This is a genomic window from Roseicella frigidaeris (assembly GCF_003258945.1).
Lineage (GTDB): Bacteria > Pseudomonadota > Alphaproteobacteria > Acetobacterales > Acetobacteraceae > Paracraurococcus > Paracraurococcus frigidaeris.
The window spans coordinates 71,287-87,023 of the sequence record NZ_QLIX01000001.1; the positions used below are offsets into that span (position 1 = coordinate 71,287).

General features: G+C 75.4%; 12 protein-coding genes. 4 read left to right on the top strand and 8 right to left on the bottom strand.

The genetic code is table 11. The features are described from left to right. Positions 1–142: 142 nt before the first annotated feature. From addA to tsaE, 5 genes are all read right to left on the bottom strand, one after another. Positions 143–3,691, bottom strand: coding sequence for a double-strand break repair helicase AddA (gene addA / locus DOO78_RS00340; protein WP_111467755.1), 3,549 nt, complete (start codon positions 3,689–3,691; stop codon positions 143–145). Then, positions 3,688–6,774: a double-strand break repair protein AddB gene (gene addB, locus DOO78_RS00345; RefSeq protein WP_111467756.1), complete on the bottom strand. Its 3,087-nt coding sequence runs from the start codon at positions 6,772–6,774 to the stop codon at positions 3,688–3,690. Before addB ends, addA begins: the two co-directional genes overlap by 4 nt. A gap of 36 nt (positions 6,775–6,810) precedes the next feature. Beyond that, entirely contained in the window at positions 6,811–7,518 is a 708-nt protein-coding gene (locus DOO78_RS00350; protein ID WP_111468212.1) for a nucleotidyltransferase family protein, read from the bottom strand. 155 nt (positions 7,519–7,673) lie between these two features. Continuing rightward, a complete protein-coding gene (locus DOO78_RS00355) occupies positions 7,674–8,648 on the bottom strand; it encodes an aminoglycoside phosphotransferase family protein (protein WP_111467757.1) in 975 nt (324 codons plus the stop codon). A gap of 124 nt (positions 8,649–8,772) precedes the next feature. Then, the gene (gene tsaE / locus DOO78_RS00360) at positions 8,773–9,234 is read right to left on the bottom strand and encodes a tRNA (adenosine(37)-N6)-threonylcarbamoyltransferase complex ATPase subunit type 1 TsaE (RefSeq protein WP_111467758.1); all 462 of its coding nucleotides are present in this window, start codon (positions 9,232–9,234) and stop codon (positions 8,773–8,775) included. Between the two features lie 168 nt (positions 9,235–9,402). On the opposite strand from tsaE, the gene DOO78_RS00365 reads away from it, so the two are divergent. Continuing rightward, positions 9,403–10,428: an NAD(P)/FAD-dependent oxidoreductase gene (locus DOO78_RS00365; RefSeq protein ID WP_111467759.1), complete on the top strand. Its 1,026-nt coding sequence runs from the start codon at positions 9,403–9,405 to the stop codon at positions 10,426–10,428. 33 nt (positions 10,429–10,461) lie between these two features. Here DOO78_RS00365 and DOO78_RS00370 read toward each other — a convergent pair whose 3' ends face one another. The 3 genes from DOO78_RS00370 to ubiA all read right to left on the bottom strand — a co-directional run bounded on the left by DOO78_RS00370 (position 10,462) and on the right by ubiA (position 12,497). Next, positions 10,462–10,857, bottom strand: a complete 396-nt coding sequence (locus tag DOO78_RS00370) for a hypothetical protein (RefSeq protein ID WP_111467760.1) — start codon at positions 10,855–10,857, stop codon at positions 10,462–10,464. A 72-nt stretch (positions 10,858–10,929) separates the two neighbouring features. After that, entirely contained in the window at positions 10,930–11,601 is a 672-nt protein-coding gene (locus DOO78_RS00375; RefSeq protein WP_111467761.1) for a class I SAM-dependent methyltransferase, read from the bottom strand. Continuing rightward, positions 11,598–12,497: a 4-hydroxybenzoate octaprenyltransferase gene (gene ubiA, locus DOO78_RS00380; protein WP_111467762.1), complete on the bottom strand. Its 900-nt coding sequence runs from the start codon at positions 12,495–12,497 to the stop codon at positions 11,598–11,600. Before ubiA ends, DOO78_RS00375 begins: the two co-directional genes overlap by 4 nt. 145 nt (positions 12,498–12,642) lie before the next feature. Between ubiA and DOO78_RS00385 the strand changes: the two genes are divergently transcribed. From DOO78_RS00385 to DOO78_RS00395, 3 genes are read left to right on the top strand one after another with little or no spacing between them, the layout of a single operon-like run. Next, positions 12,643–13,365, top strand: coding sequence for a 16S rRNA (uracil(1498)-N(3))-methyltransferase (locus tag DOO78_RS00385; RefSeq protein WP_111467763.1), 723 nt, complete (start codon positions 12,643–12,645; stop codon positions 13,363–13,365). A gap of 55 nt (positions 13,366–13,420) precedes the next feature. After that, positions 13,421–14,767, top strand: coding sequence for a glutamate--cysteine ligase (locus DOO78_RS00390; protein ID WP_111467764.1), 1,347 nt, complete (start codon positions 13,421–13,423; stop codon positions 14,765–14,767). Then, on the top strand, positions 14,764–15,420 hold the full coding sequence (locus tag DOO78_RS00395; RefSeq protein WP_207802734.1) for a uracil-DNA glycosylase: 657 nt from the start codon (positions 14,764–14,766) through the stop codon (positions 15,418–15,420). Before DOO78_RS00390 ends, DOO78_RS00395 begins: the two co-directional genes overlap by 4 nt. Positions 15,421–15,737 lie beyond the last annotated feature (317 nt).

Here is a 15,737-nt window from a genome sequence, read left to right on the forward strand (position 1 = left end):
TCGGGCCCACCCGGCGCAGGGCCGGGCGAGGGGGCGGATTGCCCCGAAGCTGCCGCAAAGGTCGGGCGCCGTGGCAGCCGGGTCAAGGGATCGTGCGCTCACGCCCGGCATGCGTCCGATGCGTGCAACCCGTTGCGGCGGCTCAGTCCGGCCCGGACGGCGGCGGCGCGTGCTCATCCAGCAGCCCGCCCGGCAGGGGCATGAGCCGGGCGCCGTAGGTCCAGACCAGGGCGCAGTCCACCTGCCGCCCGGGGAAGGCCTGGCGCAGCACCGCGCGATAGGCCGCCATCTGCCGCAGATAGAGGGGCGGCACCGCCTCGGCGGCCGCGGGCGGCGGGCGGTTGGTCTTGAAGTCGAGCACCAGCACCCGCTCGGGCGTCACCACCAGTCGGTCCACCTGCCCGGCGACCAGCCGGCCGCCGATGCGCCCGGCGATCGGCGCCTCGGCCAGGCTGCCCGGGGCGAAGGCCGCGGCGACCGCCGGGGCGGCGAGCAGGGCCAGCACCTCGGCTTCCGTCTCGGCCTGCTCCTCCGGCGTCAGCCCATGCCCGGGGCGGGCGAGGAAGCGCCGCGCCGCCGCCGCCCGCTCCGCCTCCGGCCGCTCGGGCAGGTGCTGCAACAGGGCATGGACCACGCGGCCGCGGCGGAAGCGCCGCCCGTCCGGGTCGCGGGCGCCATGCGGCGCGGCGGCCGGGGTGTCGGTCTCGCCCGGCAGGGCCGAGGGCGACAGGGCGAGCTCCGGCGCCTCGGGGGGCGCCGGCCGCGTCGCCCAGCCGGGCAGCTCGCCCGGCGCCGCCGCATCCGCCGCCCGCTCGGGGACCGGCGGCACCGCCTGCGGGCAGGCGGCCTGCCACAGCACCGCCTCGCCGAAGTCGCAGGCGGCCGGGGCGCCGAAGGCGCGGTGGTCGAAGACCGCCTCGGCGGCGCCCTCCATCCGCCGGAAGCCGGCGGCGACATGCGCGTACCACTCGCCCGGCTGCTTGCCCCAGCCGCAGACCAGCAGCCGGTCCTCGGCCCGGGTCAGCGCCACGTAGAGCAGGCGGTTCTCCTCCTGCTGCCGCTTCGCCTCGTCGGCCGCCTTGGCGGCGAGGAAGGCGGGGGCATGGAAGCTCTTGTTCGGCGCCCAGAGCGGCAGGCTGAGCCCCTCGCCCTCGAGCCAGCGGATCGCCTCCGCCCCGGTGCCGCTGCCGACATCGGCGAGGATGACGATCGGCGCCTGCAGCCCCTTGGCGTTGTGCACCGTCATGATGCGCACCGCGTCGCCGCTGCCCTCGGCCTCGCGCTTCACCTCGGCGCCGCCCTGGCGCAGCCAGTGCAGGAAGCCCTGCAGGCTCGGCGGGTGCTTGCGCTCATAGGCCAGCGCCGCGTTCAACAGCTCGTCCAGCAGGTCGGCCGCCTCCATGCCGAGCCTCGCCAGCAGCCGCGCCCGGCCGGTGCGGCCATCGACATGGCCATCCGGGCCCGCCTCGCCCAGCACCTCGGCCAGTAGGGCGTGCGGCGAGACGAAATCGGCCCGCGCCGCCAGCCGCGCCAGCCAGGCGGCGGCGCGCGCCTCCGGCCCGGCCGCCGATTCGTCGCGCCGCGCCATCAGCGCGCCCCAGAGCGGGCCCGTCCGGCCATGCGCCAGCGCCAGCAGCGTCTCCTCCGAGAGGCCGACCAGCGGGCTCTTCAGCAGCGCCGCGAGCTGCAAATCATCCTCGGGCAGCAGCAGCACGTCGCAGAGCGCGAGCAGGTCCATGACCGCGATGTGCTCGACGAGCTTCACCCGGGTGACGCCCGCGACCGGCACCTGCCGCGCCTTCAGGGCGCGGACCAGCAGCGGCACCAGCGCGACATTGGCCTGCTTGCGCAGCAGCACCAGCACGTCGCCGGCGCGCACCGGGCGGTCGCGGCTCTCCAGCCGCTCGTGCCGGAGCATGTGGTCGATGCGGGCCGCCAGCGCCTCGGCCATCAGCGCCTCGGCGCTGGCCACCCGCGCCGGCTCCTCCGGCACCTGCCAGGGCTCGGGGGGCGGCGTCTCGGCGGGGAGCAGCAGCGGCCAGAGCTCGACCCGGCCGGCATGGCCGATCCGGTCCGGGTGGTGGCGCAGCGTCTCGCCCTCGGCCACCACGCCCTGCCGCGCCGGGCTGTCCTCGGCGAAGACCGCGTCGACCAGCGCCAGCACCGGCGCCGTCGAGCGGAAGGAGACGTCGAGATCGACCTGGCGGAAGGCGCCGCCGCCCGCCTTGACCTGCCGCTGGTAATGCTGCTGCCAGCGGGCGAAGCCGGCGGAATCGGCACCCTGGAAGCCGTAGATCGCCTGCTTCACGTCGCCGACCGCGAAGACGGTGCGCAGGGTGGCCGGCCGCTCCACGGCCGCGGCCGAGAGGCTGCGGGCGAGCAGCCGCGCCGCGCCGCGGGCCGATCCCTCGCCGGCGAAGAACTCCGCGGTCAGCGCCGCGGCGATGCCCCATTGCGCCGGGTTGCTGTCCTGCGCCTCGTCCAGCAGCACGTGATCGAGGCCGCCATCGAGCTTGTAGAGCACCCAGGCGCTGCCGGGGTCTTCCAGGATGCGGCGGACATGGTCGATCAGGTCGCCATAGCTGAGCATGCCGGCGCTCCGCTGCCGCGCCCGGTAGCGGTCGAGCACCGGCGCGGCGAGGGCGAGCAGCGCGGCGGTCGCGGCGCCGAGCCGGCAGGCGGCGCGCTGCCCGGCGATGCCGAGCAGCCGCTCGCCCTCGGCGGTGAGGGCGGCCAGCACCTCCGCCTGCCGCGCCCCGACGCCCTTGGTCGCCAGGGAGCGCGCGGCGCGCACGGCGCCCTCCTTGGTGAGGAAGATGTCGCACCAATCGGCGAAGCGGGCGGCGCGCTCCTCCGGTCCGGCGGCGAGCCAGGCGGCGATGCGGTCCGCCCGGCCAAGGTCGCTCTCGGTCTTGCTCGCGCCCAGCAGGCTCGCCGCCTGGCGCAGCGGCGCCTCCTCCACGGCGCAGGCTTCGGCCAGCACCTCCGCCTCGTCCAGGCTGTCCGGCGCGCCGAGCGCGGCGGCGAGGCGCAGCCGCAGGCCGGCCACGCCGTTGCAGCCCTCGAGGCAGCGCGCCAGCCGCTCCCGCGCCGTGTCCTGCAGCAGGGCGCGGGTGACGTCGGAGAAGGTGTCGGCGGAGGCGATGCCGGCGAGCAGGGCGAGCTCGTCCATCACCGCCTCGCTGCGCGCCAGCACCGCCTCCCGCGCCTCGGCCAGCATCAGCGCCGCGTCCTGCTCCTCCAGCACCGCGAATTGCGGCGGCAGGTCGGCCTCGAGCGGGAAGCTGCGCAGCAGCGACTGGCAGAAGGCATGGATGGTCGAGATGCGCATGCCGCCCGGCATCTCCAGCACCTCGACCAGCAGGGTGCGGGCCCGCTGCAGCAGCCGCGCATCCGGCGCCGCGCCGGTCAGCCGGGCGATCTCGGCGGCCAGGCGCGGCTCCTCCCACACCGTCCACTCGCCGAGGCGCTTGCGCAGGCGCGACTGCATCTCCGCCGCCGCGGCGCGGGTGAAGGTGAGGCAGAGGATGCGGCCCGGCACCTGCGCCGGATCGAGCAGCAGCCGCAGCACGCGGTCGATCAGCACCTTGGTCTTGCCCGAGCCGGCCGAGGCGCCCACCCAGGCGGAGACGGCGGGATCGGAGGCGGCGCGCTGCTGCTGCTCGGCGCGGCTGCGGGCGGTGTCGCTCATGCCGGCCCCCGCGCATCCTCGGCCCCGGCCCATTCGGCGAGGCGCGAGAGGTGGTCGTAGTCGTTGCCCGCCGGGGCGCGCTTCGGATGCGGCCGGGCGGTGAAGGGGCGGTCGCCGAGCAGGAAATCGCCGACCAGCCCGGCGAGCGCGGTAACGGCCTCCTCGGCCAGGAGGCGCACTACCGCCGGGTCCTGCGCCACCAGCTTCTCCTCGCCCGGGGTCGGGCCGCCGGAGAGGCGCCAGTAGAGCAGCCCGGCGCCATCGCCCGCCGGCACGCCGGCGAAGCCGCCCGCCGCGGCGATCGCCGCCTCCAGGGTGAGCTGCGGCTTGCGCCCGTCGCGCACCTCCTCGCCGCTCGGCGGCGCGCCGGTCTTGTAGTCGAGCAGCCGCAGGCCCTGCGGCAGGATGTCGATGCGGTCCGCTTTCGCCTGCAGCACCACCTCGCCGCCGACGAGGCGGAGCGGCAACTCGCCCTTCACTTCGACCAGGCTGCGGATCGGCCCCTCGCCGCGGCGCAGCGCCGCCTCCCGCTCCAGCACGAAGCCGCCGATGCGGGCGAGCCGCGGCGTCCAGAAGGCGGCGAGGCCGGGGCGCGGCGCCGCCTCGGCCAGCGCCGCCTCGGCCGCCTCCTCCCAGAGGGCGCGCGCCGCATCCTCGCCCGGCCAGGGCTGGCCGGAGAGGCGGCGGACGAGATGCGCCATCGCCGCATGCACCAGGTTGCCGTAGTCGAGCACCCCGGCCTCGGCATCCAGCGGCTCGAGCGGGCGCAGCCCCAGCACCTGGCGGGCATAGAAGGCGTAGGGGTCGGCGATCAGCGTCTCGACCTGCGTGACGGAGAGGCGCGTCGGCCGCTTCGCCCGGCTGGGGCGCGGCGCCGGGCGGGCGCAGGGCGTGACCGCGGCCGGGCGGTCGAGCAGCCCGGCCCAGCCGAGCGCCGGGCTCTGCGGCAGGGCCAGCCCATCCTGGCCCTGCAGGAAGGTCTCGATCCGGGTCAGCCAGCGCGCCGGCACGGTGGGGGCGCCGCCGCGCCGCGCGGCGCGGGAGAGCACCGCCTCGGGCGCGCTGCAGGCGGCGAGCAGGAAATCGGCGCAGACCCGGCCGATGCGCGCCTCGGGCTCCGGCAGGCCGAACTCCTTGCGCATCGGCCGGCTCATCCAGGGGCCGGGATCGGTCGCCAGCGGCCAGACCGTCTCGTCCAGCGCCCCGAGCACCACCCGGTCGAAGGTCAGCAGCCGGGCTTCCAGCAGGCCGAGGATTTCCACGCGTGGGTGCGCCCCGCTGTCGCGCCCCCGGGTGGCGCGGAGCGAGGGGGCGGAGGCGCCGTCCATCGCCGCGTCGAACAGCGCCGGCCAGGCGGCGGCCGCGACCGGCGGCATGGCGGCCATGGCGGGCTCCAGCGCCGCCAGATGCGCGGCGAGCGCCTCGCCCTCCTCGCCGGCATAGAGGCGCAGCCCCCCCGGCATCTCCTCGGTTCCGGCCAGCGCCTCGGCGGCGGCGAGATGCGCCGCCAGCAGGTCGCGCGGCGGCCGCGCCTCGCCCTCGGCCAGGGCGGCGAACTCGCCGAGCGCGGCCTCCAGCAGGTCGAGCAGCGCCATGACCTCGGCCAGCGCCTCGGCCTGCTTCTCCCGCGCCAGCCCGGCCCGCGCCGCGGCGCGCAGCCCGGCGAGGCCCGGCGCCGGCCGGGCGCCGCGCAGCGCCGCCTGCTCCAGCCGCCGCACCGCGCCGATCCAGCGCATGCGCGGCCAGCCGCCGGCGCAGAGCGGGTGCTTGAGCGCGGCCAGCAGCGGCACCGGCGCCAGCGCCGCGGCGGCCATGCGGGCGAGCAGGCGCAGGAAGCCGCCGGCCGGCGTCTCGCCGAGCGGCTCGCCGGCGGAATCATCGGCGGTGACGCCATGCCGGGCGAGCTCGGCCGAGACCCGGCGCGCCAGGTCGCGGTCCGGCGTCACCAGGGCGACGCGCGCCTTGGGGTCCTCCAGCGCCTCGCGCAGGGTGAGGGCGATGGCGACCGCCTCGGCCTGGGCATCGGGGGCGGTGAGCTGGGTGAGGCCGGCGAGCGCCGGGCGCCAGGCCGAGGGCTGCTGCGACTGCCAGGCGGGCAGGCCCGCGGCCGGGCGCAGCGCCATGCCGAGCAGGGCCGGGCGTTCGGCCGGCGCGGCGAGGTCCACCGCCTCCTCCGGCGCGCAGCCCGGCCAGCGGGCGATATCCTCGCGTCCGGCGCCGAGCCGGTGCAGCAGGCGCTGCTGGCCGCAGAAGGGATGCGTCGGCGCCTCCCGGATCGCCTCCCAGACCCGGTCCTCGGCGCTGCCGGCATCGAGCCCGTGCAGCACCACGGCGCCGTGGTCGAGGCGGGCGACGACGCGCAGCAGCTCTTCGGCCGCCGGGATGGTGCCGCCGACGCCGATGCCCGCGGCGACCACCGGATGCGCGGGCGGCGCCTTCTGCCAGGCGCGGGTCTGCTCCCACAGCGCCTTGACCCGGCGCATGCCGATATCGAGCAGCTCCTCCTGCGCCAGCCAGTGCTGCCAGGCGGCGAGGACGCCGCGCAGGAAGGTGAGGGTGATCTGCCAGTGCGCCGCATGCACCTCCGGCACCAGCCGCTCCAGCCGCTCGAGCCAATGCTCGTTCAGCGCCTCGGGCAGGCTGCGCGCCAGCAGCTCGAGATCCGTCTCCTCCAGCGCGATCTCGTCGAGCAGCGTCGCCAGCGCCCCGGCCAGCGACCAGGCCTGCTCCGGCGTCGCCGGGCCGCCGCGCTCCTTCGGCAGGCGGGTGATGAAGCCGGCCAGCACCGCCTGCCGCCGCAGCGGGTCGACCGCCGGGGGCAGGTCGAGCAGCGAGGGCAGGGCCAGCTCGTCCGCATCCTCGGTGGAGAGGCCGGCCAGGGCCCGCATGCGCGGCAGCAGCAGGGCGTGGCCATCCGCGGCGCGGAGGAAGGCGACGCGCAGCGCCCGGGCGGAGCGGCGGGTCGGCAGCAGGATGGTGACGCGCGAGAGGTGGTCCGGCGCCGGGTCGGGGAGCCGGCGCAGCACGCCGGCGGCGAGGCAGTCGAGGAAGGGCAGATGCGCCGGGATGGCGAAGAGGTTCATGCCGGCGCCACCGTCCGGGACGGTGCCGTCCTCAGCTCAGAACAGGGCGCGGACCAGGCCCGCGCGCAGGGCCGCCTCGGCCCGTTCCAGGTCCGGCGGCGTCGAGAGATGGAACCAGACCCCGTCATGCACCAGCGCGAAGAGCCGCCCCGAGTCGATGGCCTGATCATAGAGGAGGTTGAGGCTGAAAGGGCCGTCCGGAATGTCCCGGAAGAGTTGCGGCGCCAGGATCTGCACCCCGGCGAAGACATAGGGGGCGAGCTCGCGCTCCCGCGGCCGCCGCACCCGGCCGAGCGGGTCGAGCAGGAAGTCGCCGCGGCCGATCTCGCCCTCGACCTGGGCGCTGCGCACCACCAGCAGCAGCCCGTCCATGCTCGCCGGATCGAAGGCGGCGGCCATGCGGGCGAGGGCCTGGCGCGGCCCGTCCAGCCACATGGCGTCGCCATTGACCACCGCGAAGGGCCCCTCGCCGAGATGCGGCAGGGCGCGGGCGACGCCGCCGCCGGTCTCCAGCACCGGATCCTCGCGCTGCAGGATGACATGCGGCACGCCGCGGCCGGCGACGGCGGCGGCGACCTTGTCGGCATGCCAATGGGCGTTCACCACCGCCTGCTGCACGCCCGCGGCGGCCAGCCGGTCCAGCGCATGGTCGAGCAACGACGTCCCGTCCAGCGTCAGCAGCGGCTTGGCCGTCGTCTCGGTGAGCGGCCGCATGCGCAGGCCGAGGCCGGCGGCGAGGACCATGCCATGGGTGAGCGTGATCACGCTTCGGCGCTCCGGCGGCTGGGGATCATGGCGTCTCCCTACTCCGTGAGTCCCCTGGCTGGAAACACCCGCCGCGCATCACATCCGCATCGAAGGCCGGGCGCGGCGCCGCGGGCACAGGCTGGCAGGGGCGCCTACCGCTCCGGGTTGCGCCGCATCGCCTCCGGCACGTGGCGGTCGAGGACATCCCGCAGCGGCGCGCAGGCCGGCTGCGACAGGGCGCGCGCCAGCAGCGCCCAGCAGCGCGGGCCGTGGCGAAGGTAGTGCGGCTTGCCGTCCCGCCGGTCCAGCCGCACCCAGAGGGCGGCGACGCGGAGATGCCGCTGCGCCCCGCAGGCGGCCAGCGCGCCGAGGAAGGCGGTGCGGTCGAGCCCCGGCCGGGCCGCGAGATAGGCGGCGAGCGCGGCCCGCCGGGCCGCCGGCGCCACGTCGCGCCGCGCATCCTCGACCAGCGAGGCCAGGTCGTAGGCGGGATGGCCGAGCGCGCCGTCCTGGAAATCGAGGATGCCGGTGCGGCGCGGCCCCTCGCGGGTCTCGAGGCGCATGAGGTTGGCCGGGAAGTAGTCGCGGTGGACGAAGCCCCGCAGCCCGGCGAAGGGGGCGAGCATGGCGCCGATCGCCGCGTCCAGCTCGGCCCGGACGGCCTCCCCGGCCGGGGCGCCGAGGGCCGCCGGCCACCACCAGTCGAGGAAGGTGGCCGCCGTCGCGCGGGCCATCGCCGCGGCGTCCCAGGCCGGCAGCCCGGGCGGCACCGGCGCCGCATGCAGGGCGGCCAGCGCCTCGGCGGCCTCGACATAGAGCGGCACGGGATCGGCGCCGGCATCGAGCAGCGCGGCATGGGTCGCGTCGCCGAAATCCTCGATCAGCAGGAAGCCGGCCTCCGGGTCCTCGGCGATGATCTCCGGCAGGGAGAGGCCGGCGGCGCCGAAATGCCGGGCGAGGGCGGCGAAGGGCCGCACATCCTCGGGCGGCGGCGCGTCCATCAGCAGCGCCGGGCGGGGGCCGCCGCGCAGCCGGACATAGCGGCGGAAGCTGGCATCGGCAGCGAGCGGCTGGCGTTCCGCCGCGCCGTAGCCATGGGCGGCGAGGAAGGGGTCGGGATATCGCATCGGCTCCGCGGCGGCGCGGCCGCCCCAAGGGAGGGAATCGGACAGGTCGGCACCCCTCATATCAGCACGGCGCATGACCGCTTCATGCATGCCGCCGCCTGGGCCCGGGCCGCACCGGGCCGGCTCAGCCGGCGAGGCCGTCGAGCCGGCCGGGCGGGCCCGAGAGGCTGGCCAGGCGCTCCTCCTCCCCCGCGCCGGGGGCGAGGCGGAGCAGCAGCGCCTCCGCCGGCCATTCGGCGCCGAGGCGCTCCGGCCATTCGACGATGACGATGCCGCGGCGGGCCTCCTCCCAGCCCAGCTCCGTCAGGTCGCCGGGGCCGGCGAGGCGGTAGAGGTCGTAGTGATGCGCCTCGGTGCCGTCCGGCAGCGCGTAGCTCTGCACCAGGGTGAAGCTGGGGGAGGGCACTTCCAGGTCGGGATCGCCTGTCAGGGCGCGCAGCAGGGCGCGGGCGAAGGCGCTCTTGCCGGCGCCGAGCGGCCCCTGCAGCAGCAGCGCGTCGCCCGGGCGCAGCAGCGGCGCCAGCCGGGCGGCCAGCCGGCCGGTGGCGGCGAGATCGGGCAGCGTCAGGGCGAGCGGGCCGGGCATGGATCTCCGGAGGCGGCGGCAGGGCCAACGGTGGCCAGCCTTATCTGCCCGGGTGGCGGGGCCGGCGGCAAGCCCGGTTCGGCGCCCGGAGGTTCCAGCCGCCGCCGGCCCGGGCTATGACCCCGGGCCTTCGGCGGATGGATGCCAGGCGTGACGGGAGTGGATGGCATGCGGAGCTCGGGCGTGACGGTCGAGACCGATGTCGCGGTGATCGGCGCGGGGCCGGTCGGCCTCTTCGCGGTCTTCGAATGCGGCATGCTGCGCATGCGCTGCGTCGTGGTCGATGCGCTGGACGCGATCGGCGGCCAGTGCAGCGCGCTCTACCCGGAGAAGCCGATCTTCGACATCCCGGCGCATCCGCAGATCGAGGGCGCGGCGCTGATCGAGAGGCTGGAGGCGCAGGCCGCCCCCTTCACCCCGCTCTACCTGCTGGGGCGGCGGGTGGAGCGGCTGCGCGAGCTGGGCGGCGAATGGGAGCTCGGCACCAGCGCCGGCGACGTCATCAGGGCCAAGGCGGTGATCCTCGCCGCCGGGGCCGGCGCCTTCGGGCCGAACCGGCCGCCGCTGGAGGGGCTGCCGGGCTACGAGGCCTCGGGCGCGGTGCGCTACCTGGTGGCGCGGCGGGAGGAGTTCCGCGGCAAGCGGGTGGTGATCGCCGGCGGCGGCGATTCCGCGGTGGACTGGGCGCTGTCGCTGAAGGAGGTGGCGGCGAAGGTGACGGTGGTGCATCGCCGGCCGAAATTCCGCGCCGCGCCGGAGAGCGCCGCCCGGCTGGACGCCGCCGCGGCGCGCGGCGAGGTGGAGATGGCCATCCCCTACCAGCTGCACGGGCTGGAGGGCGACGGCACCCGGCTGACCGGCGTGGTGCTCTCGACCCTGAAGGGCGAGGTGAAGACGGTGCCGGCCGACCACCTGTTGCCCTTCTACGGGCTGTCGATGGAACTCGGCCCGATCGCCGACTGGGGGCTTGGGCTGGACCGGAGCCATGTGACCGTGCAGCCCGCCACCTGTGAGACCAGCCTGCCCGGCATCCATGCCATCGGCGACATCGCCACCTATCCCGGCAAGCTCAAGCTGATCCTGCAGGGCTTCTCGGAGGCGGCGATGGCGGCGCATGCCATCCATCCGCGGGTCTTCCCCGGCGAGGCGCTGCATTTCGAATACAGCACCAGCAAGGGCGTGCCCGGCGGCTGACGCGCCGCCCGCCCCGCGGGGCGGGCGGGCGGGTCAGGCTTCCATGCCGCCATGCTTGCGCAGCAGGCCGTCGATCCGGTCGCGGTCGGCGCGCGGCACCTCCAGGCGCATCGTCACCCGGTCGTCATCGAGGTCGATCGTGGCGCAGCGCCGGTCGATCGGCCCCTCGCGCACCGCCGCTTCCAGCGCCAGCTTGGCCTTCTCGCTGTCCGGGAAGCGCAGCGAGAGGGTGACGTCGTCATGCCCGGGCGTCGGGGCGCCCTGGGCCGGCATCATCTTCTCGGGCGGAACCGCGCGCGATCCCTGCGAGGTGGTGCTGGCCACGGGATCGCTGGCCGGGAAGGTCTGCTCGACCCCATGCTCGACATTGGCTTCGGAGGTGTGCTCCGGATGCTCGCGATCCTTGGGGTTGGGGGTGGTGGTCGCCATGGTTGAGGTTTCCCTCTCCTACCGGGCCGATCGAACGCCCGGATGGGGGCGCGGTTCAGCGCCGGCCGCCCCTCAGCCGAGCAGCCGGGCGATCGTGACCGGCCGGCTGTCGCAATCCTCGAGCTCGCGCGTCACCGGCACGTCGAAGCGCGCCATCGCGGCGAGCCCCTCGCGCGGGACATAGGCGCGGCCGGGATCGGCCAGCCAGACCTCGGCGCCGGCCGCCGCCATGGCGCGCAGCCAGGGCAGGATATGGCCGGTCATCGGCGCCTCGTAGCAGACATCGCCGGCGAGGATCAGGTCCCAGCGGCCCGCCCGGGGGGAGACGCTGCCGACCAGATCCGCCGCCAGCGCGGTGACCGCGACGCCGTTCAGCGCCGCGTTCAGCCGGGTCGCGGCGACGGCCAGCGGATCGATCTCCGCCGCCTCCACCAGGGCCGCCCCGGCCCGGGCGGCGGCGATGGCGGCGAGGCCGCAGCCGGCGGCGAAATCCAGCACCCGCCGGCCGGCGACCCGCGCCGGCGCGTCGAGGATCAGCCGCGCCATGGCCTGGCTGCCCGGCCAGGCGAAGGCCCAGAAGGGCGGCTCGATCCCCGTCTCGCCCAGCCAGGCCTCGGTCGCCTGCCAGATCGGGGTGATCTCGGTGGCGAGATGCAGCGCGATCTCGGGCACCAGGGGCGGCCGGGCGATCGCCGTATGGGTGCGGATGAAGCCTTCGGGATCGCCCTCGGGGCCGGTGGTCACAGCCGGCCCAGCAGGAAGGCGGCGGCGATGGCCAGACCGACCTCGCGGTTGGACTTGAACAGCCGCAGGCAGCCGGCCGGGTCGTGGATGTCGAGCCGGATCACCTGCCGCGCCAGCAGCGCCGCCGGCAGCAGCAGCCCCGGCAGGTAGAGCCAGCCTAGCCCGGCCGCCCAGCCCGCCAGGGCCAGCAGGGCGAGGGCGGCGCCGTAGCAGGCGGCGAGGAAGGGCTGCGTCCGCTCGCCGAAGCGCAGCGCCGTGCTGCCGATGCCGACCGCGGCGTCGTCCTCCCGGTCCTGATGCGCGTAGATCGTGTCGTAGCCGAGGATCCAGCAGAAGGCGGCGGCCCAGAGCAGCAGGGCGGTCGCATCCAGCCGGCCGGTCGCCGCGGCGATGCCCTCCGGCCCGGCCCAGGAGAAGGTGAGGCCGAGCATCGCCTGCGGCCAGTTCGTGACGCGCTTGGCCAGCGGGTAGAGCAGGATCGGCAGCAGGGCGCAGAGGCCGAAGAGGATGGCGGTGCGGTTCAGTTGCAGCAGCACCGCCAGCCCGACCAGGCAGAGCCCGGCCAGGAAGGCCAGCGCCTGCCGCGGCGTGACGGTGCCGGCGGCGAGCGGCCGGCCCCGGGTGCGCTCCACCCGGCGGTCGATGTCGCGGTCCCAGAGGTCGTTCACCACGCAGCCGGCGCCGCGCATGGCGACGGCGCCGAGGCCGAAGAGCAGCGTCAGCCGCAGCCCCTCGGCCCAGGAGGGGGCGGCGATGGCGAAGGCCCAGAGCCCGGGCAGGAAGAGTAGCCAGGAGCCGATCGGCCGGTCGAACCGCGCCAGCAGCGCATAGGGCCGCCAGCCCTCGGGCAGGCGGGCGACCAGCCCCTGGGTCCGGATATCGGTGTAGCCCTGCATCGCCCCCTGCCTTTGCCCAGCCTCTGGCGGCCCGCGGGCGCGGCCCGGCCGGCGGCAAGCCATACCGGCTCCGGCCCCGGCTGCGAAGGCCGCCACGGCCCGGCGCTGCCCTTGAACCGGGCCCGGCTTCCGGCGAAAGACGGGCATGGCCACCCCCCGCCTCCATCTCGACCAGCCCTTGCAGGCGGGCCGGGAGATTCCCGCCAGCCCGGGCCAGGCGCATTACCTCGGCGGCGTGCTGCGCCGGGCGGCGGGCGACCCGGTGCTGCTGTTCAACGGCGCCGATGGCGAATGGGCGGGGCGGATCGCCTCCCTGCGCAAGGACCGCTGCACCCTGCTGCCGGAGCGCCAGACCCGGCCGCAGGAGCCGGCGCCCGCCTGCCGGCTGCTGGTCGCCGCGGTGAAGCGCGACGCCATGGACTGGATGGTGGAGAAGGCGACCGAGCTCGGCATCGGCGCCATCCAGCCGGTCCTCACCCGGCGCAGCATCACCGACCGGGTGAACCTCGCCCGGCTCGCCGCCATCGCCCAGGAGGCGGCGGAGCAGTGCGAGCGGCTGACGGTCCCGCGCCTTGCCCCGGCGGCCCCCTTGCACGCCATCCTCGAGGCATGGGATGGCACGCCGCTCCTCGTCGGCGACGAGCGGCGGGACTCGCCGCCTCTGGCCGCGCTGGCGCAGGGGCTGCCGCCGGGCGGCGCCTGGGCCTGGCTGGTCGGACCGGAAGGCGGCTTCGAACGGGCGGAGCTTGACGATCTCCGCCGCCGTGCCTTTGTTTCGACAGCTTCCCTCGGGCCCCGCATCCTGAGGGCGGAGACGGCCGCGGTGGCGGGGCTGGCGGTGCTGCAGGCACTCGCCGGCGATTGGTAGGACTCTCATCGTGCGCCGGGCGTCCTGCCCAGGCCCCGACACATGGAAGGGCAGGATGTCGAATCCCGGCGAGGCGGACCTCACGCCGATCACCTCCGTGCGGCAACTCGCCGAATGGTTCGCCGCCGGCGGCAAGCCGCGGACGGAATGGGGCGTCGGCACGGAACACGAGAAATTCGGCTTCTTCCGCGACGGTCACGCGACCCCGGCCTATGAGGGGGCGGCCGGCATCCGCGCCATCCTCGCCGGGCTGGAGGGCAAGGGCTGGGCGCCGATCCTCGATGCCGGCAACCCGATCGGCCTGAAGCGCGGCGCCGCCTCCATCAGCCTGGAGCCGGCCGGGCAGCTCGAGCTCTCGGGCGCCGTGCTGCCGGACCTGCACGCCACCTGGCGCGAGTTGCGCGAACACCTGCGCGAGGTGCACGAGGTGGCCGGGCCGCTCGGCCTCGGCTTCGCCTCGCTCGGCTTCCACCCGCTGCACAGCCGCGAGCAGATGCCCTGGATGCCGAAGGGCCGCTACGCGATCATGCGGCGCTACATGCCGAAGGTCGGCAGCCTCGGCCTCGACATGATGCTGCGCACCTGCACGGTGCAGGCCAATCTCGACTATGGCGGCGAGGCCGACATGGCCGAGAAGCTGCGCGTCTCGCTGGCGCTGCAGCCGGTGGCGACCGCGCTCTTCGCCAATTCCCCCTTCACCGAGGGCCGGCCGAACGGCTTCCGCAGCATGCGGGCGCAGGTCTGGACCGATACCGACAACGCCCGCACCGGCATCCCGGCCGTGGTCTTCGAGCCGGGCTTCGGCTTCGAGCGCTTCGCCGAATGGCTGCTCGACGTGCCGATGTACTTCGTCATGCGCGACGGCAAGTGGCTGGACGCGGCGGGCCGGAGCTTCCGCGACTTCCTCGATGGCCGGCTCGACATCCTGCCGGGCGAGCGGGCGACGATCGGCGATTTCGCCGACCACGTGACCACCGCCTTCACCGATGTGCGGCTCAAGCGCTTCCTCGAGATGCGCGGCTCGGATGCCGGCAGCCCGGCGATGCTGGTGGCGCAGCCGGCGCTCTGGGTCGGGCTGCTCTACGACGCGGCGGCGCAGAAGGCGGCGGCGGCGCTGGTGCGCGACTGGACGGTGGAGGAGATCCGGGCGCTGCGCGCGACGGTGCCGCGGCAGGCGCTGGCGGCCGAGATCCGCGGCCGGCGGGTGCAGGCGGTGGCGCGCGACGTGCTGGCGATCGCCCGCGACGGGCTTCGCGCCCGGGGCCTGGGCGAGGAGGTCTATCTCGCGCCGCTCGAGGAGATCGCCGAGAGCGGCCTGACCCAGGCGGACCGGCTGCTGCAACTCTATGAGCGCGCCTGGGATGGCGACGCGGCCGAGGCGCTGCTGCACGCCGAGGTATGATGCTGCCCACGTTGCTGCATCCGGATGACTACCCGCGATCGCTCGGTGACCGGGCGGTGCAGGAGCGGCGGCAGGCCATGTTGGACGCGCCGCACATGCGGGCGCTGCGTGAGCATGTGACCCATCTGCGCCGAAGGCCCGGCGTGGAAGTCCCCGAGTTCGATCCGCTTGATGGCGGCGATCGGGCGCAGATCCTATTCCTGTTCGAAAAGCCCGGCCCCATGACCAGCGAAGGCCGCACTGGCCGGCGCGCCGGTTCCGGTTTCATCAGCCGCAACAACGACGATGCCACCGCTGCGGCCACTTGGCATTTCATGCGCGATGCCGGCATTCCCCGCGTCTGGACCGCAACATGGAATGTGATTCCCTGGTGGAACGGGACGGTCCAGGTGACGCCGCAGGAGTTGCGTGAGGGCCTCGACGGCACGCACGCGCTTCTGCGCCTGTTCCCGGACTTGCAGGCGATCGTCCTCGTGGGGAAGAAGGCATCGCGTATCGCGTCCGGCCTTGCGGGGACCGGCCTCACCATCATCGAATCCGCGCACCCCTCGCCACGCGTCCGGGCAGCTTTCCCGGTGCGGTGGAACGCGATCGGTGCGCAGTGGCGCAGCGCCGCTGCGGCGCTGACCGCCATGCCCCCCTCCCGCTCGTAGGGGCCCGCCCGCCGGCAGCCTGTCACGGTCGCGCGCCCGGTCGCGTGCTATCCCCATAAAACACGAATTAAGGCGTTAAATTACCCCTTGACTCAACACGATTAAGATTCGCTATATAAGCCCGTGATCGGCGCAATTACGCGCCGAGACCGCGGGATTTGAAGGATGCAGCTTGCACCGCGTCACCAAGCGCTAAAGCGCCCTCTCACCGGCATGGGCCATCCGGCCGCCGACTGTCCGGGACGGCGCTGTCGACGCTGAGCGCCCCGCCTCCGTCCAATCCCCGACCCGTCATCGCCCATCCGATCGGCGCGCCC

Excerpts from the sequence above, each read along its gene's own strand:
- addA (WP_111467755.1), bottom strand. The coding sequence starts at position 3,691 with ATGAGCGACACCGCCCGCAGCCGCGCCGAGCAGCAGCAGCGCGCCGCC.
- addB (WP_111467756.1), bottom strand. The coding sequence starts at position 6,774 with ATGAACCTCTTCGCCATCCCGGCGCATCTGCCCTTCCTCGACTGCCTC.
- DOO78_RS00350 (WP_111468212.1), bottom strand. The coding sequence starts at position 7,518 with ATGGTCCTCGCCGCCGGCCTCGGCCTGCGCATGCGGCCGCTCACCGAG.
- DOO78_RS00355 (WP_111467757.1), bottom strand. The coding sequence starts at position 8,648 with ATGCGATATCCCGACCCCTTCCTCGCCGCCCATGGCTACGGCGCGGCG.
- tsaE (WP_111467758.1), bottom strand. The coding sequence starts at position 9,234 with ATGCCCGGCCCGCTCGCCCTGACGCTGCCCGATCTCGCCGCCACCGGC.
- DOO78_RS00365 (WP_111467759.1), top strand. The coding sequence starts at position 9,403 with ATGCGGAGCTCGGGCGTGACGGTCGAGACCGATGTCGCGGTGATCGGC.
- DOO78_RS00370 (WP_111467760.1), bottom strand. The coding sequence starts at position 10,857 with ATGGCGACCACCACCCCCAACCCCAAGGATCGCGAGCATCCGGAGCAC.
- ubiA (WP_111467762.1), bottom strand. The coding sequence starts at position 12,497 with ATGCAGGGCTACACCGATATCCGGACCCAGGGGCTGGTCGCCCGCCTG.
- DOO78_RS00385 (WP_111467763.1), top strand. The coding sequence starts at position 12,643 with ATGGCCACCCCCCGCCTCCATCTCGACCAGCCCTTGCAGGCGGGCCGG.
- DOO78_RS00390 (WP_111467764.1), top strand. The coding sequence starts at position 13,421 with ATGTCGAATCCCGGCGAGGCGGACCTCACGCCGATCACCTCCGTGCGG.
- DOO78_RS00395 (WP_207802734.1), top strand. The coding sequence starts at position 14,764 with ATGATGCTGCCCACGTTGCTGCATCCGGATGACTACCCGCGATCGCTC.